This is a genomic window from Streptomyces sp. NPDC014861, assembly GCF_043081625.1.
In the GTDB taxonomy this organism is placed as follows: Bacteria; Actinomycetota; Actinomycetes; order Streptomycetales; family Streptomycetaceae; genus Streptomyces.
The window spans coordinates 439,044-463,493 of the sequence record NZ_JBIBWV010000004.1; the positions used below are offsets into that span (position 1 = coordinate 439,044).

Sequence of the window (24,450 nt, forward strand, 5' to 3'; positions counted from 1 at the left end):
CCGGTGGCCGTGCTCCCCCGGGCCGGTGTTAGCGTGCACGGGTGCCGGCCGCGGGACTTCGGCGCGACTTCCGGAACCTGCCTCGTAAAGCAACGTCTTCGCTGATCGCGCTCCCCTTCCCCGGCCGGCACGCCGACACGCGAGAAGGGGGACGCCGTGTCCGAGCTCGTCGCCGCCGAGGACGTGCTGCTGTTCGTCAACGCGGCCGTCACCGCCACCGGGCAGCGGGAGTTCCGCTCCTCCGCCGTCGAGCAGCGGCTGTCGCTGGACTTCGTCCACGAGTACGTACGGGTCAACTACCGGCCGCTGTACGCGGCGTCCCTCGCGCTCGACATCAACGACCACAACGCGGCCCTCGTCGTCGAGCACCTGCTGCGGACGCCCGGTGAGGCCGGCGACGGTGAGGGGCGGCTCGTCGCGGCCCGGCTGGCGCGGATGGCGCCGCAGCGGGTGTACCGGCTCTTCCGGCGGCTGCGGCAGGCCGGGGTGAACAACCGGCGCACGCGCGCGATCGTGCGGGAGTGGCTGGCGGCCCGGCCGGATCCGGCGCTCGACGCCGTGAAGTACCGGGCCGGGGTGAAGGCCGTCCTCAAGCACGCGCACGTGCCGGCCGCCGACGCCGAGACCGGGGACTTCCTCTTCGCTCCGGGGCGCCGGGTCCGCTACGAGGACCGGACGCTGGAGGCGTACCGGCGGGCGCGGTACGACGAGAGCGCGCTCTACGGCCTTCCGTTCACCGTCGCCGAGGGCTTCGCGGCGAAGCACGGGGTGGACCGGGCGGTGTTCCTGGAGCGGATCGCGCCCCGGATGACCCGTCTCGAACGGCTGCGGAGCGAGCGGGCGTCGGGGCGCGGCGCGGGGGCCTCGGACCTGGCCGTGATGCCGCTGACGCGGCTGGCGCTGTACGTGCTGTCGCTGCCGTTCGCGGAGCGGGCGGCGCGCCGGGAGGAGCTGACCGGGGCGCTGCGGGCCGCGGCGCGCCGGGCGGCGGGGCCGTACGCGGGGAGCTGGGGGCGGGTCGCGGCCGTGCTGGACGACAGCTTCTCCTCGTCGGGTTCGGCGGTGAAGCGGCGCCGGCCGCTGGCGGTGGCGCTCGGCGGCCACTTCCTCCTGGAGGCGCTGGCGGCGCCGGGCGCGTACACCGGTCTGTGGACCTCGGGCGGTACGGATCCGCTGCTGGTCCGGCCGTACGGGCCCACCCCGCTGGGGCTGCGGATCCTGGACGCGCTGGACGGCGGGCCGGAGCGGCTGGTGATCGTCTCGGACGGCTGGGACAACGCGCCGCCGGGGCTCGCGGGCGAGGTGCTGCGGGTCTGGCGGTCGCGGCTCGATCCGGAGCGGCGGACGGCGGTGGTCCATGTGAACCCCGTATACGACGCGGGGGTGTTCGACGTGCGCCGGCTGGGGCCTTCGGTGCCCGCGGTCGGGATCCGGGACGCGGAGGACCTGCCGGCGCTGGTGGAGATCGCCGGGTTCGCCGAGGGGCGGACCGGGCTGACGGAGCTGCGCGCCTACCTGGACCGGCGGGTGGCGGACTTCCTGGCGGCGCACGCGAAGGGGGCGGGGGCGTGACGCGGATCGACCTGACCGGCCTGGAGGTGCGGCCCTCGCAGGTCTGGGGCGGGGTGCGGCTGGTGCCGCTGGTGCGGGCCGAGCCGGTCGGGGGGCTGCGGCTGCACCGGGAGGTGTACGGGAGCGCGGCCCGGTACGACGGAGGGGGCGGGGACGGCGGGTACGTCCCGCGCCTCGCCCTCCCTTCCTCCGTGGACGTCGGCGACGGCTCCGTCCACACCTCGTACATCCCGCACGGCTTCGTCGCGGACTGGTCGGGGGCGGAGCGTGAGGAGGCGGCGTACGGGACGCGGCTCGGGGACGGGCCGCCGGCCACCGTGCCGCTGCGCGCCCCGCACCACCGGCTGGCGAAGCGGCGCCGCGGCGAGCGGCGGCTGCGGTTCCTGCCGCTCCACCTCGCGCTGGACGGCTATCTCTCGCTGCACTTCGGCGGGCCTTCGGTGCTGTGGGAGGAGTGGTCACGGGAGGCGCTGCGGCGCGGGCTCTCGCCGCGGGCGGAGGCCGCGTACGCGGGCGTGGACGTGCCGGGGCTCGCGGAGGCGCTGCGGATCTTCGAGCTGCATCCGGGCCAGTGCGGGATCCTCGTGTACACGGCGGACGCGCTGGCCGGGGCCTTCGTGGTGCCGCACCCGGAGGACTACCGGCTGCTGCACCCGACGCTGGTGGAGGACCTGTACGGCGAGCTGGTGCACCAGTACGCGTACTACGGCGGTCCGGTGCCCGAGTTCGCGGCGCGGATCCGGGACGGCGCCGGCGGCGTCCGGGACCTCGCGGACCTGCGGGCGGCGGCCCGGGAGCAGGAGCGGCGCTGGGCGGTGGCGCACGACGGGCTGATGGCGCGGGACCTCCTGGAGACCCCGTACGCCTTCGAGCGGGTGTACCGGATGGGGTCGTTCGAGCTGCACCGCTTCCTGCCGCCGTTCCTCCGGGACGGGCGGGAGCAGCACATCGGCGAGCTGATCACCGACCACAAGGGGCGGGCGGCCTATCTGAAGACCTTCCGCCTCTCGGACGCGCAGGTCAGGCGGGGGTACCTGCTCCGCAGGCTGGCGGCCTGCGACTGGCATCCCGGCCGGACGGCCGAGGAGCTGGGGACCTCGCGGGACGAGCTGGTGCGGCGGATCCGGGCGGCGGGCTTCGGGGCGCTGCTGGACGCGCACGGGCTCGCACAGGCGGCCCGCAATGCGCAGGAAAGCTGAGTAACACGGGGTTCACAAACGGGCAACCGAAGGGAAATCCCGTGTTGCGAAGCTGCGGTCACACGAAAGGCGCAGTCACGGCGGGCCGGGTACCGGTCGGGCGGTCGGCGCCGACACCGCAGCTCTCGCAGCGCCGCGAGCCGCCGCGGACTCCCGCAGCAGCACGCCACGCCCTAAGGATGACCCCGTGACCTTCAAGGCTGAGTACATCTGGATCGACGGCACCGAGCCGACCGCGAAGCTTCGCTCGAAGACGAAGATCATCGCGGGCGAGGTCCTGCCGCTGGCGGAGCTGCCGATCTGGGGCTTCGACGGTTCCAGCACCAACCAGGCCGAGGGTCACGCGTCGGACCGCGTCCTCAAGCCGGTCTTCACCTGCCCGGACCCGATCCGCGGCGGCGACGACATCCTGGTGCTGTGCGAGGTCCTCAACACGGACATGACCCCGCACTCCTCCAACACCCGCGCCGCGCTGGTCGAGGTCGCCACGAAGTACGCCGGCCAGGAGTCGATCTTCGGTATCGAGCAGGAGTACACCTTCTTCGAGGGCACCCGTCCGCTCGGCTTCCCGGTGAACGGCTTCCCGGCCCCGCAGGGCGGCTACTACTGCGGCGTCGGCGTGGACGAGATCCACGGCCGTCCGATCGTCGAGGCGCACCTGGACAACTGCCTCAAGGCGGGCCTGGGCATCTCCGGCATCAACGCCGAGGTCATGCCCGGCCAGTGGGAGTTCCAGGTCGGCCCGCTGGCGCCGCTGGAGGTCTCGGACCAGCTGTGGATCGCCCGCTGGCTGCTCTACCGCACGGCCGAGGACTTCAACGTCTCCGCGACGCTGGACCCGAAGCCGGTGAAGGGCGACTGGAACGGCGCCGGCGCGCACACCAACTTCTCCACCAAGGCGATGCGCGAGGGCTACGACGCGATCATCACCGCCTGCGAGTCGCTGGGCGAGGGCTCGAAGCCGCTCGACCACGTCAAGAACTACGGCGCCGGCATCGACGACCGTCTGACGGGTCTGCACGAGACCGCCCCGTGGGACCAGTACTCCTACGGCGTCTCGGACCGCGGCGCCTCGGTCCGCATCCCGTGGCAGGTCGAGCAGGACCAGAAGGGCTACATCGAGGACCGCCGTCCCAACGCCAACGTGGACCCGTACGTGGTGACCCGCCTGATCGTGGACACCTGCTGCGAGGCCCTGGCGAAGGCCGGCCAGGTCTGACCGTCCCGCTCACGCGCTTCCCGGGAGGGGCGCCCACCGTTCCGCACGGTGGGCGCCCCTCTCGTCGTGCGCGGTCGTCCGGCACGGGTGCGGGGCTTCGCCATGTGGTCGGCGCGACAGGGGTTTTGGGTTCCCGGGGCTGCCCGCCGGACTTCCCTCCTGGTTTAATAGGGATATGGCCAGCATGGAGCGGGACGAGAGCGCGCGGGGTCGCCATGACCTCGAACCGTTCTGGCCTTCCCGCCAGCACCACGACTTCGACCGGTGCTGTCGGCGCGTGAGGAACGCGCCGGCCCTCTAAAGCCCCGACCGGGCGGATTCCGGTCCCCGGCCTTCGGCCGCCGCGCATGACGCATGACGTACGACCTCCGGTCCGTCCCGCACCTCGCGCGAGAGAGCTGAGTCCTCCCATGGCCCACACCCAGGCTGCCGCCACCCCGCTTCCCACCGCCACCCGTCCCCGCCTGCGCGCCGTCGCCCCCGACGAGGTCGCCGGGCTGGCCCGGGTCGCCGACTTCCTGCCGCCGGGCGCCACGCTGCTGCCCGCCCCTCCGCACGCCCTGCCCACGCTGCCGGGCCGGCCGCCGATGGTCGGCTATCTGGTGCTGCTCCCCGCCGAGCAGGAACCGCTCCCGCCCGCGCCGCCGGGGCCGGAGGCCGAGGGGCCGGTCGGCATCGACGGGGAGCGGCGGATCGCCACCGTCGACGGGCGGGCGCTCGACCTGACGTATCTGGAGTTCGAGCTGCTCGCCCATCTCGTGACCCACCCGCACCGGGTGCACACCCGCGACCAGCTGGTGCAGACGGTGTGGGGGTACGGGCACGTGGGCGACGGGCGGACGGTCGACGTCCATGTCGCCCGGCTGCGGCGCAAGCTGGGCGCCGAGCACCGCCACACGATCCAGACCGTGCGGCGGGTCGGCTACAAGTACCTGCCCTGACCGTCCCCCGGGCAGTGTCCTAAGAGGCAGAGGCCCGCCGCCTCCTCGCCCTGGCCGTCAGGGCGAGGACCGCCTCGGCGGCCAGCAGCACCAGCAGGCTGATGCCGAGCAGCGGGACGAACCAGCCGATGAGCGCGGTCGCCGCGGCGAGCGGCAGCAGCATCGTCACCGGCACCTTCCGCCAGGCGCCCCGGCCCACCGGGCGGCGCGGGCGGCGCAGCCACCACATGCGGTACCCCCAGAGGATCATCAGGGAGAGCGCGAGGGCGAGGGCCGCGAGGACCAGCTGGTTGAACAGGCCCAGGGAGACGCCCATGTGCGCGTCGATGCCGATCCGGGTCAGCTGCGCGAGGAGCGGGTACTCGGCGAAGGCGAGCCGGTCGAGGACCGTGCCGTCGGCGGGGTCCAGCGCGACCGAGTCCAGCTCGACCGGGAACTGCTTGTCGGTCTCCTTGACGACGTAGCCGCTGCCCTCGGCGGGCAGGGTGACGGCTATCGAGGAGCTGTCGACGCCGGCGGCGCGGGCGGCCTCGACGGCCCGGTCGACGCCGATGTCGGCGGTCTCCGGGGCCGGGTCGGCCGGCTGGTGGCCGGGGCCGTGACCCGCGTGCTCGCCGCCCGCGCCGCCGGCGGCGCCCGCCGAGAGGGTGGGGGTGGCGCCGCCGAGCCGGTCCTGGAGGGTGCCGATGTTCTCGCCGGCGTACCGCGACCAGGTCAGGCCGGTCGCGGAGAGCAGCAGCAGGCCGAGTGCGGCCCAGAGGCCGACGGAACCGTGCCAGGAGAGGGTGCGGCGGCGGGACTTGGGGCCTCCCTCGGGCAGCAGGAGCGCACGCCGCCTGGTGCGGCGCCGGGCGAACCACAGGACCAGGCCGCCGAGGACCAGCACCCACAGCCAGCTGGCGGCGAGTTCGCTGTAGATCCGGCCGGGCTCGCCGAGGTGCAGGTCGCGGTGGAGTCCGTCGATCCAGGTGCGCAGCGGCAGGGCGCCGCTGCTGCCGTAGCTGGGCAGCTGCCCGCGCACCTCGCCGGTGTACGGGTCGACGAAGACGGCGAGCGAGGTGCCCTCGGGCGCCTCGGGGTCGGCCATCAGGACGCGGGTGGTCGCGCCCGGTTCGGCGGCGGGCCAGACGGCGGTGACGGTGCCGTCCGGGTTCGCCGCGCGGGCGATGTCGGTCTGGCGGTCGAGCGGGAGGACGGTGTCGCCGACCGGGACCTCCAGCTCGTGCGCGTAGACGACCTTCTCCGCCTGGTACGAGAGCGCGTAGAGGAATCCGCTGAGCGCGGCGACCAGGAGGAAGGGGGCGGTGAGGAGCCCGGCCGTGAAGTGCAGCCGGAGGAGGAGCGGGCGCAGCGCGCTCCAGGCGCCGGGGCGGCGGGGGGTGGCGGGTGCCTGTGGTGGCGCTTCGGCCGTGTCGGGGCGTGCGGGATCGTCGATGGTCATGGCTGTGCGTCCTCGGAGTCTCGTGAGGTCTGCCGTAGGGCAGGGGGAAGCGGCCCCCGGCGTCAGACGAGCGGACCGAGGACCATGGCGCGGGGGACGGACGGCCGGGGCGGGCCGCGCCGGGAGAGGACGTGCGCGAGGACGACGACGTGCGGGCGCCGGGCGTTCCGGCGGGGCCGGCGGACCGGGCGGCGCGGGTCGGCGGGGACGGCGGCGGGGCCGAGCGGGATCGCGAGCAGGTGCCGGAGCGGGGTGAGCGCGGCCTCCGCGAGCGCGAAGAAGGCGGCCTCGCCGCGGGCCAGCCACACGCCGCAGACCAGTGCGGCCAGGAGGTGGACGGCGAGCATGCCGGGGCCGCCGTCGGCGACGGGGGCGAGGAGGGCGGCGAGGCCGTCGGTGGTGGTGGCGGCGGTCGCGGTGGCCGTGGCCGGGGCGTCGTGGGACAGGTGCGCCGCGTGCTCGGCGTGCGCCGCGTGGCCCGCGTGCCGCGCGGCGGGGGCGGTGGGCGGGGCGGCGTGGGCACCGGTCAGGGAGAAGGCCGCGTGGAGGGCGCCCTGGGCGGCGAGGAGGCCGCCCGCGCAGCCGGCCGGACCGCGCCGGCGGCCGGCCGCGCACCAGGCCGCGGCGGCGGTGGCGGCGAAGGCGGCGAGAAGGGTGAGCGGGTCGAGCGGATGCGCAGACAGGGACGAATGCCCCACCGCTGTCAGTACGACGCACACGACCGCGAAGAGGGCGGCTCGCAGGGCGCGCAGCGGCGACAGGGGATGCGTCATCGGGGGACATGCTGCCACCCGCCCCGAGGACACGCGGGAGCACCTCCCGGTGGTACGGAACGGACTACTTCCGGGGCGGGGGGTGGAGCGGGGCGGGGTGGTCGGGGCGGCGGGTGGGGTGGGGTGGGGCGGGCGGGTCCGGGCGGGCGGGGGGTGGGTGGGCTTGTGGTGCCGGGGGGCGGTGGGGCCGTTACCGTCGGGGGGAGCCCTGTCACGGGAGGAGACCCAGCCATGGCCGCGATCGCCGCCACCTCCGTCGCCAATCTGCGGGACCTCGGCGGCCTGCCGCTGGGCGGCGGGCGTTCCGTACGGGCCGGGCTGGTGCTGCGGTCGGCGCAGCTCGACCGGCTGGAGCCCGAGGAGGAGGCCGTCAGCGGGCTGAAGATCCGTACGGTCGTGGACCTGCGGACGGCCGCCGAGCGGGCCGACCGGCCGGACCGGCTCCCGGACGGGGCGCGGGCGGTCGTCGCGGACGTGCTCGCCGACCATCTGGCGGCGAGCGGGCTGCCGCCGGCCGCTCGGCTCAAGGACCTGCTCTCCGATCCGTCGCTCGCGGAGCGGCACCTCGGCGGCGGACGGATCCTGGAGGCGATGCGGAGCACGTACCGCGCCTTCGTGACCAGCGTGTCGGCCCGCGCCTCCTACCGGACGCTCCTCACCGAGCTGGGCACGCCCGGCGCGGGGCCGCTGCTCTTCCACTGCACTGCAGGCAAGGACCGCACGGGCTGGGCGGCGACGGTGGTGCTCGCGCTGCTCGGCGCGGACGGGGCGACGGTGCGGGAGGAGTACCTGGCGGTCAACCCGGCGGTGCGGCAGGCGTTCGCGCCGATGATCGAGGGGTTCGTCACCCAGGGCGGCGACCCCGATCTCGTCCTCGCGATGATCGGCGTCCTGCCGGAGTACCTGGACGCGGCGCTGACGGAGGTCGAGGACCGGCACGGCTCGATGGAGGCGTACGTACGGGACGGTCTCGGCGTCCCCGACGAGCTCGTCGCGCTGCTGCGGGAGCGGTTGACGGTGTACGCGGTGTGAAAGGCGGGCGCGGGGCGCGCGGGGCTCCGGGGTGACCATCGGAAGAATCGCTCGTTCTGCTGAACGTGACCACCCAGGATCTCGTTCCGTCTCCCGCGGGCCCCGTCGACGTCGAGCAGGCCGAGGCCGCGCTCGTCGAGCGCTATCCGCGCCTCGTGCGCATCGCCTATCTGGTCCTGCCGCCGACGATGGGCCGCAACCGGCGGGTGCTGACCGCGCACGCGCTCGTCCAGCGCGCCCTGCCGCGCCGGCGGGTGCCGGGACCGGCCGTGCCGGAGGCCCGGCGGCCCGAGGACGCGGTGGATCCCGGGTACGCGTACGTACGGGGCGAGGTGCTGCGGCAGGCGCTGGTGGCCGCGCTGCCGCTGCGGCGGCTCGCGGTGCCGCGCCGGGCCCAGCTGCCGCCGCTGCTCCCGCAGGTGTGGGGGCTGCGGCTGTTCCCCCGCGCGGGCGGGGCGGACGAGCTCGCCCTGGACCAGCTGCTCGCCGGCCTCTCCGCGCCGGCCCGCGCCGCGTACGTGCTGCGCGGGCTGGAGCGGCAGGGCGACGCGGAGGTCCTCCGCGTGCTGGCCGCGGCCGGCGCCGACGACCCGGCGGCTGCCCTCGCCGAACTGGCCGCGCTGGAGGACGAGCCGGCCCCGGACGGGGCGGAGGCGGACGGGGCGGACGGGGCGGACGGGGCGGAGGCGGGGACGGGGCGCGCGCCGGACCTCCCGGCCGCCCCGCGCGGCGGCGAGCGCCCTCCGCGCGTGGCCGAGCAGCCCGGCCCGGGCCGGACCCGCGGCGGCGGCCCGGTTTCCGGCAATGCCCCGGGCTCCGGCGACGCCCCGCCCTCCGGCCGTACCCCGGGCTCCCCCGGCCGCCGGGCCGATCCCGGAGCACCCGCCGCGCGGGCGCGTTCCGCCGGGAGGCGGGTCAGCGGGGCCGCGCTGCTGGAGTCGGCCGAGTTCGATCCCTGCACGCTCCAGGCGCGGCCCGGCGACCTGTTGCGGCGGCGGCAGCACGGGCGGGCCGCGCTGGTGGGGGTGGCGGCCCTGCTGGTGTGCGGGGCGCTGCTCGGACTACCGGGCGACGGGTGGGGAAGAAACGGTGCTGCCGCGCCGAGTTACGCCCGCAACCCCGCCGCCGAGGCCGCGCTCGACCCGGCGAAGGTGAAGCGGGTGAACGCCGCCGTGTGGCCGGGGGCGGTGCGCCGGGACTTCTCGGTGTGGCCGGCGCGCGGGGAGCTCGCCGGGGACGCGGGGCTGCTGCGGCGGGCGCTCGCCGTGTGGGCGCGGCCCGGCGGGGCGGTGGAGTCGTCGGCGACCCCGGGGACACCCGTCGGGCCGCCGATGGGCCCGCCCCAACTCCTCTTCGCGGGGCGGGTGGACGCGGCCCGGGTGGTGCTCCTCCACGACGGGCTGCGGATCGTGCGGTACGCCGAGCCGGTGGTGGGGACGGCCGGAGCGGCGCTCGACTTCGCCCGGACCGACGCGGCCGAGGGCCCCGGCGCCGCGGCGGTGGTCGTGACGCGGGCGGCCGGGAACGTGCGGTATCTGACCGCGCCCTGGGTGACCGGCGCCGCCGTGCGGGACCTGCTGATGCCCGGCAAGGAGCCGTGGCCGCTCGGCCGGGACGCGCGCGGGGTGACGGACGCCCTGCCCAGCCCCGCGCAGGCGAAGGAGTGCGCGCGGTGGAACACCCTTCAGCTGAGGGACGGTTCCGGCAGCCGGCTCCTCGGCGACCTCGGGGAGCTGGTGCCCGCCCGGCTGCTGTGGGGCTCCCCCGACGCGCCCGTGGACGCGACCGGCCGCGAGGCGCGGGCGGCCTGGGCGCGGACGGCCTGCCAGCTGAGCACGCTCCTCGGGCAGGGTGTGCGGTCGGCGCAGGCGTGGGCGTTCGCCCGGCAGACGCTGCCGGAGGGCGCGGGCCGGGCGACCTGGGTGTGCACCCGGGCGGAGACCTGGCGGGGCACCGGCAGCCGGGTCCTCGCCCAGTTCCTGCCGCCGGAGCGGAAGGTGCCCGCCTCGCTCGCCGCCCGCGCGCAGGACGCCCCGGCGTGCGGGGCGCGGGAGCCGAGGGTGCTGGCCGGGGCGCTGTGGCAGGCGCCGGGCGGCGGTTGGTACGTGCTGGCGGCGGGCGGCCCCGACGTGGCGTCGGTGGAGGTGACGGGCGGCGTGAAGGCCCGCGCCGAGGGCCCGGTCCTCGCCGCGGCGGCGCAGGCGGGCGCCCGCGCCGAGCTGAGCGCCACCCTGGAGGACGGCCGCCGGATGCCCGCGCTGAGGTAGCGACGACACCGGCGCACCGGCCGCAGCGCCAGCGGAGGCAGCGGCGGCGGCGGAGGTACGGGAGCCGGGACCGCGTACCGGCAGCGGAGGTACGAGAGCCGGGGTCCCCGGATCGGCCGCCGGGCACCGCAGCGGGGCGCGCCGGTGGCCGCGGGGCAGGGGTCCGGTACGGCGTGTCCGCCACCGCGACGACGGGCGCGGGGCGGCGTGCCGTCCCCCGGGCCGTACCGGCACGGCCCGGGGGACGGGCGGCCTTCCGGCCGTGGGCCGAAAAAGGCGGTGCACGGCCCTGTCGCGCGTGTCTACTCCTCAGTACATTGACGGCATGTCTAATACGCAGCCTGCACCGGTGGCGTCGGAACACGTCGAGCTCAAGGCCCGCAAGGTCGCCTTCGACTGGCAGGAGACCCCGCTCCACTGGGTTCCCGGCGACCCCTTCACCACGCACACGATCAACGTGCTGCACCTCCTGCTCCCGGCCGGCGAGCGATGGTTCGTGCACGTCTACCAGCAGGCGCTGCCGTACATCACCGACGACCGGCTGCGCGAGGACGTCATCGGCTTCATCGGACAGGAGGCCGTGCACTCGCAGGCGCACGACGACGTCCTGCCGCACCTGCGCCGGCAGGGGCTCGACCCCACGCCGTACACCGCCCAGGTCGACTGGTTCTTCGAGAAGCTGCTCGGCGACCGGACGCTGCCTCCGGGCCGGCCGCGCCGCTGGTGGCTGATGGAGCGGGTCGCGATGATCGCCGCGATCGAGCACTACACCGCCTTCCTCGGCGACTGGGTGCTCAACGCCGAGGAGCTGGACCGGCGCGGCGCCGACCCGATGATGATGGACCTGCTCCGCTGGCACGGCGCCGAGGAGGTCGAGCACCGGGCGGTCGCCTTCGAGCTCTTCATGCACCTCGACGGCGGCTACCGGCGGCGCGCCCGCACCTGGGCGCTCGCCTTCTCCGCGCTGGTCTTCCTCTGGCAGCGCGGGGTCCGCTTCTTTCTGGAGAACGACCCCACCCTGCTCGACCCCAAGGCCTCCTGGGCGGACTTCTACCGCAGGGGCCGCGAGGGCGTGCTGCCGTCCACCCCGGCCATGCTGCGCTCGATACCCCGCTACCTGAGCCGCGCCTACCACCCCTCCCAGGAGGGCGACACCGCGCAGGCCGTGGCCTACCTGGCCTCCTCCCCCGGCGCCAACGGAGGCCGCTGATGCCCCGGTTCGCCACTGTCGCCCTCGCCGCCGGCGCCGCGCTCCTCGTCCGCCGGGCGGTCCGCTCCCGGATGACGAGCGCCCCGCTCTGGCCGCTGCCCTCCCTGGAGGAGCCCGTCTCCGGTTACGGGCGCGGGGCGACCGTCCCGCGCCGGGTGCTCGTCACCGGGCGGGCCGTCCCCGCCGAGGGCGTGGTCGAACTGCGCCTGGAGGGCGAGCGGCTGCCGTCCTGGGAACCGGGCGCCCACCTCGACCTCGTCCTGCCCTCTGGCCGGATCCGGCAGTACTCGCTCTGCGGCGACCCCGCCCAGCCGGACGTGTACCGCATCGCGACCCGGCTCGTCGAGGAGGAGCGGGGCGGCCGGGGCGGCTCCCACGAGGTGCACGAACAGCTCCACGAGGGCGTCGAGATCGAGATCCGGGGCCCCCGCAACCGCTTCCCGCTGGTCCCCTCCCCCGCGTACGTCTTCGTCGCCGGCGGCATCGGGATCACCCCGGTCCTGCCGATGGCGCGGGCCGCGGAGGCGGCGGGCGCGGAGTGGCGGCTGGTCTACTGCGGCCGGTCCCGCGCCTCGATGCCGTACCTGGCGGAGCTGCTACGGCTCGGCGGGGAGCGGGTCAGCCTGGTCGTGGAGGAGGAGTCGGGCCACCCCGACCTGTCCTTCCTGGGGTCCGTGCCGGACGGCACGGCCGTCTACTGCTGCGGGCCCGAGGGGCTGATGGACGCCGTCACCGCCGCGATGCCGGCGGGCCGGGCCCCGCGTCTGGAGCGCTTCTCGGCGGTCGCCCCGGCCGACGGCACCCCCTTCGAGGTCGAACTCCGGCGCTCCGGACGCACGGTGGCCGTCGCCGCCGACCAGTCCGTGCTCGCGGCGGTGCGGGAGGAGGTGCCGGGCCTCATGTACTCCTGCGCGCAGGGCTTCTGCGGCACCTGCCGGCAGACGGTGCTGGAGGGCCGGGTCGACCACCGGGACGAGCTGCTCACCGACGCGGAGCGGGCGGACTCGATGCTGATCTGCGTCTCGCGCTGCGCCGGGAAGAAGCTCGTCCTGGACCTCTGAACGTCAGGGCAGGATCAGCCAGTCGAAGGCGAGGGCAGCCGCGAGGCCGCCCACCAGGAGCCAGGTGGCGAGGCGGGTGCGGCCGTTGCGGGCGAGTTCGATGACGATGCCGCAGAGGATCATCGCCAGACCGTAGACGCCGACGACGAGCACGGAGGTCCGGCTCGCGAGGCGGACCACCAGGATGACGCCCATCACCACGAGCAGGACCGAGGCGGCGGCCACGCGCAGCCGCCGCGCCTGCTTGGGGGTCATGCCGTCGACGGGGGCCTCGTCGTCGAGTTCGTCGTCGTCCTGCTCGTCGTCCTCGTCGTCATCGTCGCCGCGTCCGGTGTCCGCGACGTCCGCGACGTCCGCGTCGGGTCCGTCGGTCTCGTCGGGCCGCCCGGCCGCGGCGGGCTGCCCGGCTCCGGCGGGCTCCGCCGTCTCCGGGGCCTGGCCGGTCTCCGCGACCTTGTCGGCCCCGTCGGCCCCGCCGGACCCGGCGGCGGCCCCGGCGGTGTCCTCGGCCTCGTCGGGCTCGTCGGTCACGGGACTGTCGGCGGCCAGGCTGGACCGGTCGGAAGCGCTCATGGACGAGGAGCGTAACGGACCCCGATAGGCTGTTCGTATGACGACCGGTGTACGGCGCAGGATGGGCGTCGAGGAGCGCAAGCAGCAGCTGATCGGGGTGGCCCTCGAACTCTTCAGCAGCCGCTCCCCCGACGAGGTCTCCATCGACGAGATCGCCGCCGCCGCGGGCATCTCCCGGCCGCTGGTCTACCACTACTTCCCCGGCAAGCAGAGCCTGTACGAAGCCGCCCTGCGGCGCGCGGCCGACGAGCTCGCGGCCCGCTTCCTGGAGCCGCCGCAGGGCCCGCTGGGGGCGCGGCTGCTGCGGGTGATGGGCCGGTTCTTCGACTTCGTCGACGACCACGGGCCCGGCTTCGCGGCGCTGATGCGCGGCGGTCCCGCGGTGGGTTCGTCCACGACCAACGCGATGATCGACGAGGTGCGGCAGGCCGCGTACGAGCAGATCGTCGCCCACCTCGGGGTGGCGGAGCCCTCGCCGCGGCTCGAACTGGTGGTGCGGTCCTGGGTGTCGCTCGCCGAGTCGACGGCGCTGCTGTGGCTGGACGGGCGGCGGGTGCCGCGCGCGGAGCTGGAGCAGAAGCTGGTGCACGACTTCGCCGCCCTGACGGCGGTGAGCGCGGTCTACGACGAGCAGACGGCGGGGGTGCTGGCGGCGATCCTGGCGGAGGAGCCGGCGGACGGGCCGTTCGCGCAGCTGGTGGGCCGGCTCCTGGAGCTGGCCCCGGCCGCCGCCGTATCGGATCAGCGCTTGCGGTAGGAGTTCTCCAGGTCGCGCACCTCGACCGAGAGGCGGACCCCGTCCGTCGTCTTGAGGTGGCGGGGCAGCAGGTCGAGCACGGCCTCGGCGAGCCGGGCCTGGATCGCGTCGGTGCGCCCGAAGAGCAGGGCGATCTCCACGTGGACGACGACGTCCTCGGTCGACCCGTCGCCGACGACGGTCTCCTCCACCTCCCGGAAGCGGGTCTTGCAGGAGTCGAGCGCGGTGTCGACGGTCCCGACCAGCAGGGCGTGGAGGTCGAGCGCGAATCCGCGCCGGTCCAGGGGCGCGGAGTAGTCGACGGTGATCTGCGGCATGACGGTGTCTCCTGCTGGTGCGGGGTGTCGGGCCACAGCTTTACGGCGCGGGCCCCGGCCGCACAAGTGGCGGCCGGGGCCCGTGCCCCTGAGGAGGAGCGTCAGCCGGTGGCCTTGAAGACGGCGACCGTGCGGGCCGGGACCGTGAAGGTGCCCGAACCGGTGTCGTACGAGGCCGTCCTGGTGACGGCGTCGGAGCCGTTCGCCTGGACCGGGTGGAGGGTGTGGGCCGTGCCGGCCAGGCCCGTGACCGTCTGCTTCGCCTCGCCCGGGGTCGCGTTGAACACGACCACGAGGCCGCCGAGGCGCATGGTGATCACGCCCGGGGTCTCGTCCTCGCCGGAGAGCGGGAAGGAGAGGGCGGACTGCACCTGGCCGGCGGTCGCCAGGGAGAAGGCCGGCTCGGTGGTACGGATCTTCTGGAGGTCCCGGTAGGCGGCGGAGGCTCCGTCGATCTGGGCGCAGCCGACCGTCAGGTTCGGGTTGGTGAGGAGCGGCTTGCCGTAGCCCCACTTGGCCTGGTTGTCGGCGGCCGGCGGGAGGCCGATGCCGAAGCCGTTGCCGGCCCGGCAGTCCCAGTGGATCGAGTTGAACCAGTCGCCGCTGTCGTAGGAGTTGCGGTCGAGGGACTTGGAGCGGAGCAGGTCGGAGCCGGCCTGGGAGAGCGCCGGGCCCTGGGAGAGGGTGGCGGTGGCCATGGCGAGGACCTGCATGCGGGCCCGGTCGGCGGCGGAGGTGCCGGCGGGGAGTTTGAACGCCAGGGCGTCGTAGAGGGTCTCGTTGTCGTGGGCGTCGGCGTAGGCGAGGGCGTCGCCGGGGGCGGCGGCGTAGCCGGCCGGGGAGCCGTTGTAGTCGACCTCGGAGCCCCGGACGGTGCGGCCGGAGGTGTCGGTGAAGGTGTAGCCGGCGAGATTGCCGCTGAGGCCGACCTTGATGAGGTCCTGGTAGTGCAGGAGGCGGGCCTTCTGCTCGGCCGGGGTGCCGTTGGCGGTCGAGGTGTTGGGGTCGGTGTAGAGGCCGGAGGCGAAGCCCTGGACTCCCGGGTCCTCGTCGAAGGGGCCGCCGCCGCGGACGGCGTCGCGGGCCCGGTCGGAGAAGGTGGCGACACCGGTGCCGGCCATGTTCTTCTGCGTGGCCTGGACGAAGCGGGCGTCGTCGGCGATCTCGCCGAAGTTCCAGCCCTCGCCGTAGAGGACGATCGCCTTGCCGTCGACGCCGTCCTTCGCGAGGGTCAGGGCGTCGAGCGCCTCGCGGACGGCGAGGATGTTCTCCTTCGGGTGGTGGCCCATGAGGTCGAAGCGGAAGCCGTCGACCTTGTACTCCTTGGCCCAGGTGACGATCGAGTCCACGACGAGCTTGCCCATCATGGCGTTCTCGGGCGCGGTGTTGGCGCAGCAGGTGGAGGTGGCGACGGAGCCGTCGGCCTGGAGGCGCTGGTAGTAGCCGGGGACGATCCGGTCGAGCACCGACTTGTCGGACTGTCCGGCGGCGACGGTGTGGTTGTAGACGACGTCCATGACGGTGCGCAGGCCCTGCCCGTTGAGGGCCTGGACCATCTGCCGGAACTCGACCGTGCGGCGGGTGCCGTTCGGGTCGGTGGAGTAGGAGCCCTCGGGGACGGTGTAGTGCAGGGGGTCGTAGCCCCAGTTGTAGGCGTCCTTCGCGGCGGCCTCGGCGACGCAGGCCTGCTGCTCCTCGGAGTCGGGGGCGTAGACCTTCAGGTCGCAGGCGGGTTCGGTCTGCGCGGACTTCTTCTCGGGGACGGTGCCGATGTCGAAGGCCGGGAGGAGGTGGACGTAGGAGGTGCCGGAGTCGGCGAGGGCCTTGAGGTGCTGGGAGCCCTTGCTGTCCTTGTCGGTGAAGGCGAGGAAGGTGCCCTTGTGGGCGGCCTTCGCGGTGGGGTCGGCGATCGAGAAGTCGCGGACGTGGAGTTCCTGGATCTGGGCGTCGCGCAGCGGCACGGCGGCCGGCTTCCGCAGGCTCTTCCAGCCGGCCGGGGCGAGCTTCGGGTCGGCGAGGTCGACGACGAGGCTGCGGGCGGAGTCGGTGGTGAGGGCGGTCGAGTAGGGGTCGGTGACGCGGTTCTCGACGAGCTTCTGGACGGTGGGCGCCCAGACCTTCACGACGTACCGGTAGGGCTTGCCGCTCCAGGACTTCGGGCCGGTGGCCGTCCAGACGCCGGAGGCGTCGTCGCGGCGCATGGGCAGGGTCCTGCCGTCGATCTCCAGGGCGACGGACCGGGCGGTGGGCGCCCAGAGGGAGAGGGTGGGGCGGCCCTTCCGGTCGAAGACCGGTCCGAGGTCGGCCTCGACGGCCTTCTCGGCGTACAGGTCGTCGAGGACGCCGGCGGTCTGGACGCCGGTGGCGGCGAGGAGGGCGCCGTTGGCGGCGCGCTGGGTGGCGATCAGCTGGCCGCGCAGGGAGGAGCGGACGCGGTCGGCGTCGCGCGGGTCGACGGTGAAGGCCGGGAAGTCCCTCAGGTGCGGGAACTTCGCCTTCTGGGCGTCGGTGAGCGCGGTCTGGTTCAGCCGCAGCCACTGGCCCTCGCTGCTGAGGGCGCCGTCGGTGACGGTGATGCCGCCGTCGGGGGCGTACACCAGCTGCTGGCTGGTGGAGTCGTTCGTCCTCACCTTCCAGACGACGGTGTTCCGGTCGATCCACTGCGCCTCGGCCTTGGCGAGGTCGAGGGCGGGGGCGCCGCCGGAGGTCGGCAGGAGGTACTTCGGCTGCCCGGCGAGGAGCCAGACCTCGTGGCCGGTGGCGGCCAGGTCGAGGGACTGGTCGGTGGGGAGGTCCTTCTGGTCGCCCTTGTGGAGGATGTACGAGAGCGTGGTGGCGCCCTCGGCGAGCGGCACCTCGTAGACGGCGCCGTAGGCGTCGACGCGGGCGGGCAGGAGGGGCTTGGACCAGTCGGTGGGCTGGGCGGCGCCGGTCCACAGGTGGAGGCCCCAGCCGTCGTAGTTCCCGTCCTCGCGCTGGTAGTGGAGGACGGCCTTGGTCCTGTCCCGCGGGGCGGGGGCCGGGGCGGTGTCGGACTGGCCGTCCTGGCCCTGGGTGATCCAGACCTCGCCGGTGCGGCCGAGGCTGATGGTGCGCTGCGGGCCGTCGGCGGTGCCGGCCTTCTCGACGGTGTACGGGACGGTGGAGGCGCCCTCGGGGAGCTTGACCCAGGCGAAGGCGCCGTGGGCGTCGCGGCCGGTGAAGGCGGCCTCCTGGCCGGCGGCCCTGAGGGTCCAGCCGTCGTAGTCGCCGTCCTCGCGCTTGTAGTGGACGATCGCGTACGGGCGCTCGACGGCGACCGGCTTCTCGGGGGCCGGGGGTGCGCCGGCGGTGGTGGCGGCGGTGGCGCTCGCGGTGCGTCCGGCGGCGTCGACGACGACGGCCTTGTAGCGCAGCGGGGTGCCGGCGGGGGCGGTGACGTGCTGGGTGACCTTGTAGGGGGCGTGGTCGGCGGTGCCGAGGGTCTGCCAGCGTCCGTTGCCGACCTGGGCGGCGAAGACGACCCGGTTGAGCCCGCCGCCGTCGACGTCGGCGCTGATCTCGACGGTGCCGGTGGAGCCGGCGGCGGGAGCGGCGAGGGTGACGTCGGGCTTCGCGGTGACGGCCGGGAGCGGCCGGTCGGCCTTGAGGACCAGGGTGGAGAGGGCGGGGACGGTGACGGTGACCTTGCCGTCCCGGGCGGTGACGGCGCCCTGGCCTCCGTACAGGGTGCGGAAGGAGGCGGAGTCGACGGGGACGGTGACTGTCCTCGCCTCGGTTGAGCTGTTGGCGGCGACGAGGTACTCGACGCGCTGCTTCGCGTCGGTGCGGGAGGCGGCGTACACGGAGCCCTCGGCGTACCGCTGCTGCTGGACGCCGTCGCGGAGGGCGGGGTGTTCGCGGGTGAGCTTCGACAGGGCGGCGATCGACCGGTAGACGGGGTGGCCGGTGTCGTACGCGTCGGTGGCGTGGGTGCGGTCGGTGCCGAGCTGGTCGTCGTCGAGGTAGTCGGCGACGCGGGAGCCGAAGAGGGTCTGGCGGGCGTCCTTGTCGCCGCCGGCGCCGGTGAAGCCCTGCTCGTCGCCGGAGTAGACGACGGGGTTGCCCCGGGAGAGGAACATCAGCTCGTTGGCGAGGCCGGCGCGGCGGAGGAGTTCGGCGTCGGAGGCGTTCGGGTTGTCCTGCCTCAGGAAGGTGCCGAAGCGGCCCATGTCGTGGTTGCCGAGGAAGGTGACCTGCTCGTAGGCGTTGGCCTTGTCGGTGGTGTAGCGGTAGTCCTCGGCGAAGACCTTGGCGAGGCGGTCGGCGCCGGCGCCCTGGGAGGCGAAGGCGCGGGCGGCGTCCTGGAAGGGGAAGTCGAGGGTGGCGTCGAGCCGGCCGCGGGTGACGTAGGGGGCGGTGACGGTGGTGTCGGCGGAGTACACCTCGCCGAACATGAAGAAGTCCTCGCGGCCGCGCTTCCTGGCGTAGGCGTCGAGCGCGGTGGCCCACTGGGTCCAGAAGTCCAGGTCGACGTGTTTGACGGTGTCGATGCGGAAGCCGTCGATGTCGAAGTCGCGGACCCACGTCTCGTAGATCCGCTTCATGCCCTCGACGACCTCGGGGCGCTCGGTCCACAGGTCGTCGAGGCCGACGAAGTCGCCGTACTCGGCGGATTCGCCCTGCCAGGTGGAGTCGCCGCGGTTGTGGTACATCTCCGGGTCGTTGAGCCAGGCCGGGACCTTGGTGCCGGCCTTCTCGACGGGGGTGTACGGGAAGGAGTCCGCGTCCACCTTCCCGATCGCGGTGCGGTCGTCGAAGGGCCGCCCGTCCTTGTCGAGGTACGGGTAGGCGCCCTTGGGGCGGTAGCCGTACTTCTTCTCGGCGTAGTCGACGGTGTCGGCGGTGTGGTTGGTGATGACGTCGAAGAAGACCTTCATGCCCTTGGCGTGGGCGGCCTTGATGAGCTTCCTCAGGTCGTCGTTGGTGCCGAAGTGCGGGTCGACCTGGGTGAAGTCGGTGATCCAGTAGCCGTGGTAGCCGGCCGAGGCGTCCTTGCCCTCGCCCTGCACGGGCCGGTTCTTGAAGATCGGCGCCATCCAGATGGCGGTGGTGCCGAGGCCCTTGATGTAGTCGAGGCGCTGGGTGAGGCCCTTGAGGTCGCCGCCCTGGTAGAAGCCCTTGTCGGTGGGGTCGAAGCCGGTGGCGGTGCGGCTGCCGGTGAGGCCGCCCCGGTCGTTGGAGGTGTCGCCGTTGGCGAAGCGGTCCGGGAGCACGAAGTAGAACTGCTCGCGGGTGAGGTCCTGGCGGGCCGGTTCGGCGGCGAGCGCCCGGTCGGACGGGGGCGCGGGCGGGCGGGGCGCGGCGGTGGCGGGGAGGGCGGGCACGAGGGCCGCGCACAGGGCGGCGGCGAGCGCCACGGCCGTTCTCTTGGGTATCACGGGGGCTCCCTGGAGGTACGGGAAGAGGGGGCCGCCCCGGTCGGGGCGGCCCTGCGGAGGGAGGGGCTCAGCTGCGGAAGGTGTCGTTCAGGACGACCTGGCCGGAGGCGGGGACGGTCGCGGTGCGGTTGGCACCGGACTCCCAGGTGACGTTCCCGGCCGCGTCCTTGCGGATGTACTTGTACTCGAAGGCCGTTCCCGCGGGCAGGTTCACGGCCAGCTTCCACACGGGGTAGGTGGCCGGGTCGAGCTTGAGGGCGGCGGCCGGGGCCCAGTTGCCCAGCTCGGCGCGGTTGCCGGTGACGTAGATGTTCTGGCCCATCACCGTGGTGGCGGTGGCGTTGAAGGAGGCGCCCGCGGTGGCGGGCGGCGTCGTGGGCGGGGTGGTGGGCGGGGTGGTGGGGGTGGTCCCGCCGCAGTTCACGGCGCCGGTGTGCAGGGCGACGGCGGTGTTGGCGCCCAGCGTGGCGGTGAACTGGCCGTTCGTACCGACGGTGACCGGGGTGTTCGACTGGACGTCGCAGTAGGTGCCGGCCGGCAGGGAGGTCTGGAAGGCGCGGGTGAGCGGGGACGACTCGTGGTTGATCGCCACGTAGGCCTTGGACCCGCGGCCGAACGCGATCGCGTTGTTGCCGTTGTCCCACCACTGGGTGACGGCCTCGCCGCGGGCGGTGTTGCGGAAGGCGACCATGGAGGAGATCTCGCGCCAGGCGTGCTGGCACTTCCAGCCGTCGGTGTAACAGGCGTTCACCTGACCGCCGTTGGGCGGCCCGGCGTCCTTGTCGGTCCACTCGTAGCCGGAGTGGACGTCCGGGGAGCCGTAGGGCCAGGCGAGCATGAAGACGGAGGCGAGGGTGTAGTTCGCGCCGTCCTTGTAGCTGAGGGTGTCGCCGCCGCGCTCGGTGTCGTGGTTGTCGACGAAGACGCCGGACCGGCCGGAGGGCATGTAGCCCCAGGACTCGCCGAAGTTCTTGAGGTGGGCGAGCTTCTCGTTCTGGAGGACCCGCTTGAGGTCGCGGGCGTAGCGGAACTCCTGGACGTCGCCGCTGCCGAGGTACTCGCTCGGGGAGACGGCCTCGCCCGCCCCGAAGATGGCCTCGTGCTTCCAGTGGACGTTCGGGTTGCTCAGCCGGGACTTGATGTCGGCCAGGTCAGCGGCCGGCATGTGCTTGGCGGCGTCGATCCGGAAGCCGTCGACGCCCAGCGAGAGGAGGTCGTCGAGGTAGCCGGCGATCTTTCCGCGGACGTAGTCCTCGCCGGTGTCGAGGTCGGGGAGGCCCACGAGTTCGCAGTTCTGGACGTTCCCGCGGTCCTGGTAGGTGGAGATGGTGGCCCGGCAGTCGTCCATGTCGGCGCCGGAGTAGAGGCCGGGGTAGTCGTACTTGGAGAACGGCGTCCCGGCCGTTCCCGTACCGGAGCCGTTGGCCATGTGGTTGATGACCGAGTCGGCTATCACCTTCACGCCGGCCGCGTGGCAGGTGTCGACCATGTTCCTGAAGGCGGTGCGGTCCCCGAGCCGTCCGCCGATCTTGTAGCTGACGGGCTGGTACGAGGTCCACCACTGGGAGCCCCGGAGGTGCTCCTGGGGCGGGGAGACCTGGACGTAGCCATAGCCGGCGGGGCCGAGGCGGTCGGTGCACTCCCGGGCCACCGAGGCGAAGTTCCATTCGAACATCACGGCGGTGACGTCCCTGGTCCCCGGCGGCGTGGCCTGGGCCGGGGCGTTCACCGTGACGGCCGCAGCGGCTCCCGCCACGAGGGCGAGTGCAGCGGCCACGGTCTTTCTTGCCATGCTTCCTCCTGTACGACGTCCCTGTCGCGTGTGAGAGCTGTTCGCAAGAAGTTGCCGAAACTCTCAGCAACTGTTTTCAGCCGCGACCGTAGGGGCGTACAGGCGTGCGGTCAATACTTCCGACACCGCGATCGCCGGGGATCACGCAAGGAGTTGCGGCGGCTGCGCGGTGGACCCGCGCACGACCAGCTCCGGCTGGAAGACGAACTCGGTGCGCTGCACCGGGCTGCCCTCGATCTCCTCCAGGAGCGCGCCGACGGCCGCCGTCGCCATGGCCTGCACGGGCTGGCGCACGGTGGTCAGCGGCGGGTCGGTGAAGGCGATCAGCGGGGAGTCGTCGAAGCCGACGACGGAGACGTCCCGGGGCACGTCGAGGCCGCGGGCGCGGGCCGCCCGGACGGCGCCGAGCGCCATCAGGTCGGAGCCGCAGACGATGCCCGTGCACCCCTCGTCGAGCAGGATCTCGGCGGCGGCGTGCCCGCCCTCGACGCCGAACAGGGTGGGCCGCACGAAGCGTTCGGCCTCGGCCCGTTCCACGCCGAGCATCTCGTAGAGCTCGGCGGCGAAGCCCTCCGCCTTGCGGCGCGAGGGCACGTACCGGGTGGGGCCGATGGCCAGGCCGATCCGCTCGTGCCCCAGCTCGGCCAGGTGCCGCACGGCCATCCGGGCGGCGGCGCGGTCGTCCGGGGAGACGAAGGTGGCGTCGATCCGTTCGTGGTAGCCGTTGATGAGGACGTACGGCACCCCCCGCTCGGTCAGCCGGGCGTACCGTGCCGGGTCGGCGGAGGCGTCCGCGTGCAGCCCGGAGAGGAAGACGATGCCGGCCACCCCGCGCTCGACGAGCTGGTCGACCAGCTCGTCCTCGGTGGCCCCGCCGGGCATCTGGGTGCAGAGCACCGGCGTGTAGCCGTGCCCGGCGAGGACCTGCTCGACCACCTGCGCGAAGGCCGGGAAGATCGGGTTGGTCAGCTCGGGCACCACGAGCCCGACAAGGCCCGCGCTCCGGCGTTTCAGCCGGACCGGACGCTCGTATCCGAGCACGTCGAGCGCCGCGAGGACCTTGTGCCGGGTCGCGCCGGCCACCCCCGCCTTGCCGTTGAGGACGCGGCTGACGGTGGCCTCGCTGACCCCGGACTGTGCCGCGATGTCCGCGAGCCGCGGGGCGCCGTTGCCGGTGCCCCGCGGCGGAGGGATCGTCACACCGCCCACCAGACGGTGGTGTCGGCCGGCACCTCTGCGGCGCCGTCCGCGATCCTGACGTCCTCGTTGGAGAGGAGATACCGGCCGGGCAGCGGGACGGAGATGGCCCGGCCGGTGGTGTTGGCGGTGCAGACGAAGCCGTCGCGACGGAAGGAGAGCACACCCTCGGGCGCCTCCAGCCACTCCACGGCCTCGCCCGCACCGAGCTCGGGACGCTCGCGGCGCACGGCGAGCGCGCTGCGGTACAGCTCCAGGGTGGAGCCGGGGTCGCCGGTCTGGGCCTCGACGCTCAGTCCGCCCCAGGCGGCCGGCTGCGGCAGCCAGGAGCCGCCGTCGCCGAAGCCGTACGAGGAGCCCTCGGCGGTCCACGGGATCGGCACCCGGCAGCCGTCGCGGTAGCCGTCCTGGCCGCTGGCGCGGAAGAAGGACGGGTCCTGGCGCACCTCGTCGGGCAGGTCGGTGACGTCCGGCAGGCCCAGCTCCTCGCCCTGGTAGACGTAGGCGGAGCCGGGCAGCGCCAGCATCAGCAGCGTCGCGGCGCGGGCCCGGCGCAGGCCGAGCGCGCGGTCGCCGGGGGTGCGGAGCTGGGTGCCGAGGCCCGCCGGGTTGGCGAAGCGGGTGGCGTGCCGGGTGACGTCGTGATTGGAGAGCACCCAGGTGGTGGGGGCGCCGACCGGGCGCATCGCGGCGAGCGAGGCGTCGATGACGGTGCGCAGCTCCGTGGCGTCCCAGTGGGTGCCCAGGTACTGGAAGTTGAACGCCTGGTGCATCTCGTCGGGGCGCACGTAGTTGGCGGTGCGCTCGACGGTGGGGGTCCACGCCTCGGCGACGAGGACGCGCTGTCCGTCGTACTCGGCGAGGATCTGCCGCCAGGAGCGGTAGATCTCGTGGACGCCGTCCTGGTCGAAGAAGGGCATGACGTCGTTGCCGAGCAGCTTCAGCTGGTCGTGCGCGCCGATGTCGGGCAGGCCGGGGGCCTTGACCAGGCCGTGGGCGACGTCGACGCGGAAGCCGTCGACGCCCATGTCGAGCCAGAAGCGCAGGATCGAGCGGAACTCGTCGCGGACGGCCGGGTGGTCCCAGTCGAAGTCCGGCTGCTCGGGGGCGAAGAGGTGGAGGTACCACTCCCCGTCCTCGACCCGGGTCCAGGCGGGGCCGCCGAAGATGGACTCCCAGTCGTTGGGCGGGAGTTCGCCGTTCTCGCCCTTGCCGGGGCGGAAGTGGTAGCGGTCGCGCAGCGGGGAGCCGGGGCCTTCGCGCAGGGCGCGCTGGAACCACTCGTGCTGGTCCGAGGAGTGGTTCGGGACCAGGTCCACGATGATCCGCAGGCCGAGCCCGTGGGCCTCGCGGATGAGGGCGTCGGCGTCGAGCAGCGAGCCGAACATCGGGTCGATGGCCCGGTAGTCGGCGACGTCGTACCCGGCGTCGGCCTGCGGCGAGGCGTAGAAGGGGGAGAGCCACACGGCGTCGACGCCGAGCTCCTTGAGGTACGGCAGCCGGCTGCGGATGCCCACCAGGTCGCCCATGCCGTCGCCGTTTCCGTCGGCGAAGCTGCGCGGGTAGACCTGGTAGATCACCGCGTCTCTCCACCAGCCCGTGTCGGTGCCGGTGGTCGGGGCGGCGGCGGGGGTGGCGAGGTGCTGGGTCATGTCTTCCCTGGGAGGTAAGGAGGGGCGTACGGGTTCGGCGCTCAGGGC

At 74.1% G+C, this 24,450-nt stretch carries 17 protein-coding genes; 9 read left to right on the forward strand and 8 right to left on the reverse strand.

Translation table 11 applies throughout. The annotated features are described in order from the left end of the window. Positions 1–156 precede the first annotated feature (156 nt). From ACF1BN_RS11490 to ACF1BN_RS11505, 4 genes are all read left to right on the forward strand, one after another. Positions 157–1,572 (forward strand): hypothetical protein, encoded by a 1,416-nt coding sequence (locus ACF1BN_RS11490; protein WP_392331357.1) that lies wholly within the window; start codon positions 157–159, stop codon positions 1,570–1,572. Next, complete coding sequence (locus ACF1BN_RS11495; protein ID WP_392331358.1) at positions 1,569–2,771, forward strand: hypothetical protein; 1,203 nt, start codon at positions 1,569–1,571, stop codon at positions 2,769–2,771. The genes ACF1BN_RS11490 and ACF1BN_RS11495 overlap by 4 nt, the downstream gene beginning before the upstream one ends. Positions 2,772–2,958: 187 nt before the next feature. After that, on the forward strand, positions 2,959–3,990 hold the full coding sequence (gene glnII, locus ACF1BN_RS11500; RefSeq protein ID WP_392331359.1) for a glutamine synthetase: 1,032 nt from the start codon (positions 2,959–2,961) through the stop codon (positions 3,988–3,990). Positions 3,991–4,400: 410 nt separating this feature from the next. After that, complete coding sequence (locus tag ACF1BN_RS11505) at positions 4,401–4,931, forward strand: winged helix-turn-helix domain-containing protein (protein ID WP_392331360.1); 531 nt, start codon at positions 4,401–4,403, stop codon at positions 4,929–4,931. Positions 4,932–4,950: 19 nt separating this feature from the next. Here the strand turns inward: ACF1BN_RS11505 and ACF1BN_RS11510 are convergent, their stop codons facing one another. Together ACF1BN_RS11510 and ACF1BN_RS11515 are read right to left on the reverse strand one after the other, a co-directional pair. Then, positions 4,951–6,372 (reverse strand): PepSY-associated TM helix domain-containing protein, encoded by a 1,422-nt coding sequence (locus ACF1BN_RS11510; protein ID WP_392331361.1) that lies wholly within the window; start codon positions 6,370–6,372, stop codon positions 4,951–4,953. A 62-nt stretch (positions 6,373–6,434) separates the two neighbouring features. After that, positions 6,435–7,145 carry a hypothetical protein gene (locus ACF1BN_RS11515; RefSeq protein ID WP_392331362.1) on the reverse strand — a complete coding sequence of 237 codons (711 nt, stop codon included), beginning with the start codon at positions 7,143–7,145 and terminating at the stop codon, positions 6,435–6,437. Between the two features lie 231 nt (positions 7,146–7,376). Between ACF1BN_RS11515 and ACF1BN_RS11520 the strand changes: the two genes are divergently transcribed. The 4 genes from ACF1BN_RS11520 (at position 7,377) to ACF1BN_RS11535 (ending at position 12,715) form a co-directional block, all read left to right on the forward strand. Continuing rightward, positions 7,377–8,177: a tyrosine-protein phosphatase gene (locus tag ACF1BN_RS11520; RefSeq protein ID WP_392331363.1), complete on the forward strand. Its 801-nt coding sequence runs from the start codon at positions 7,377–7,379 to the stop codon at positions 8,175–8,177. 65 nt (positions 8,178–8,242) lie between these two features. Further along, positions 8,243–10,444: a hypothetical protein gene (locus tag ACF1BN_RS11525; protein WP_392331364.1), complete on the forward strand. Its 2,202-nt coding sequence runs from the start codon at positions 8,243–8,245 to the stop codon at positions 10,442–10,444. Positions 10,445–10,769: 325 nt separating this feature from the next. Next, on the forward strand, positions 10,770–11,654 hold the full coding sequence (locus ACF1BN_RS11530; protein ID WP_392331365.1) for a metal-dependent hydrolase: 885 nt from the start codon (positions 10,770–10,772) through the stop codon (positions 11,652–11,654). After that, on the forward strand, positions 11,654–12,715 hold the full coding sequence (locus ACF1BN_RS11535) for a PDR/VanB family oxidoreductase (protein WP_392331366.1): 1,062 nt from the start codon (positions 11,654–11,656) through the stop codon (positions 12,713–12,715). The genes ACF1BN_RS11530 and ACF1BN_RS11535 overlap by 1 nt, the downstream gene beginning before the upstream one ends. 3 nt (positions 12,716–12,718) lie before the next feature. Here the strand turns inward: ACF1BN_RS11535 and ACF1BN_RS11540 are convergent, their stop codons facing one another. Next, positions 12,719–13,288 (reverse strand): hypothetical protein, encoded by a 570-nt coding sequence (locus ACF1BN_RS11540; protein ID WP_392331367.1) that lies wholly within the window; start codon positions 13,286–13,288, stop codon positions 12,719–12,721. Positions 13,289–13,325: 37 nt separating this feature from the next. Here ACF1BN_RS11540 and ACF1BN_RS11545 point away from each other — a divergent pair, with 37 nt between their 5' ends. Further along, positions 13,326–14,045 carry a TetR/AcrR family transcriptional regulator gene (locus ACF1BN_RS11545; RefSeq protein WP_392331368.1) on the forward strand — a complete coding sequence of 240 codons (720 nt, stop codon included), beginning with the start codon at positions 13,326–13,328 and terminating at the stop codon, positions 14,043–14,045. Here ACF1BN_RS11545 and ACF1BN_RS11550 read toward each other — a convergent pair. The 5 genes from ACF1BN_RS11550 to ACF1BN_RS11570 form a co-directional block, all read right to left on the reverse strand. Further along, complete coding sequence (locus ACF1BN_RS11550; RefSeq protein ID WP_392331369.1) at positions 14,030–14,362, reverse strand: 5-carboxymethyl-2-hydroxymuconate Delta-isomerase; 333 nt, start codon at positions 14,360–14,362, stop codon at positions 14,030–14,032. The genes ACF1BN_RS11545 and ACF1BN_RS11550 overlap by 16 nt on opposite strands. Before the next feature lie 101 nt (positions 14,363–14,463). Next, positions 14,464–19,761, reverse strand: coding sequence for a pullulanase-type alpha-1,6-glucosidase (pulA, locus tag ACF1BN_RS11555; protein ID WP_392331370.1), 5,298 nt, complete (start codon positions 19,759–19,761; stop codon positions 14,464–14,466). Positions 19,762–19,828: 67 nt separating this feature from the next. After that, on the reverse strand, positions 19,829–21,553 hold the full coding sequence (locus ACF1BN_RS11560; protein WP_392331371.1) for a carbohydrate-binding module family 20 domain-containing protein: 1,725 nt from the start codon (positions 21,551–21,553) through the stop codon (positions 19,829–19,831). A gap of 141 nt (positions 21,554–21,694) precedes the next feature. Continuing rightward, positions 21,695–22,762, reverse strand: coding sequence for a LacI family DNA-binding transcriptional regulator (locus ACF1BN_RS11565; RefSeq protein WP_392331372.1), 1,068 nt, complete (start codon positions 22,760–22,762; stop codon positions 21,695–21,697). Next, entirely contained in the window at positions 22,750–24,402 is a 1,653-nt protein-coding gene (locus ACF1BN_RS11570; RefSeq protein WP_392331373.1) for a glycoside hydrolase family 13 protein, read from the reverse strand. Before ACF1BN_RS11570 ends, ACF1BN_RS11565 begins: the two co-directional genes overlap by 13 nt. Positions 24,403–24,450: the final 48 nt, after the last annotated feature.

Excerpts from the sequence above, each read along its gene's own strand:
- ACF1BN_RS11505 (WP_392331360.1), top strand. The coding sequence starts at position 4,401 with ATGGCCCACACCCAGGCTGCCGCCACCCCGCTTCCCACCGCCACCCGT.
- ACF1BN_RS11510 (WP_392331361.1), bottom strand. The coding sequence starts at position 6,372 with ATGACCATCGACGATCCCGCACGCCCCGACACGGCCGAAGCGCCACCA.
- ACF1BN_RS11515 (WP_392331362.1), bottom strand. The coding sequence starts at position 7,145 with ATGACGCATCCCCTGTCGCCGCTGCGCGCCCTGCGAGCCGCCCTCTTC.
- ACF1BN_RS11520 (WP_392331363.1), top strand. The coding sequence starts at position 7,377 with ATGGCCGCGATCGCCGCCACCTCCGTCGCCAATCTGCGGGACCTCGGC.
- ACF1BN_RS11530 (WP_392331365.1), top strand. The coding sequence starts at position 10,770 with ATGTCTAATACGCAGCCTGCACCGGTGGCGTCGGAACACGTCGAGCTC.
- ACF1BN_RS11535 (WP_392331366.1), top strand. The coding sequence starts at position 11,654 with ATGCCCCGGTTCGCCACTGTCGCCCTCGCCGCCGGCGCCGCGCTCCTC.
- ACF1BN_RS11540 (WP_392331367.1), bottom strand. The coding sequence starts at position 13,288 with ATGAGCGCTTCCGACCGGTCCAGCCTGGCCGCCGACAGTCCCGTGACC.
- ACF1BN_RS11545 (WP_392331368.1), top strand. The coding sequence starts at position 13,326 with ATGACGACCGGTGTACGGCGCAGGATGGGCGTCGAGGAGCGCAAGCAG.
- ACF1BN_RS11550 (WP_392331369.1), bottom strand. The coding sequence starts at position 14,362 with ATGCCGCAGATCACCGTCGACTACTCCGCGCCCCTGGACCGGCGCGGA.
- ACF1BN_RS11560 (WP_392331371.1), bottom strand. The coding sequence starts at position 21,553 with ATGGCAAGAAAGACCGTGGCCGCTGCACTCGCCCTCGTGGCGGGAGCC.
- ACF1BN_RS11570 (WP_392331373.1), bottom strand. The coding sequence starts at position 24,402 with ATGACCCAGCACCTCGCCACCCCCGCCGCCGCCCCGACCACCGGCACC.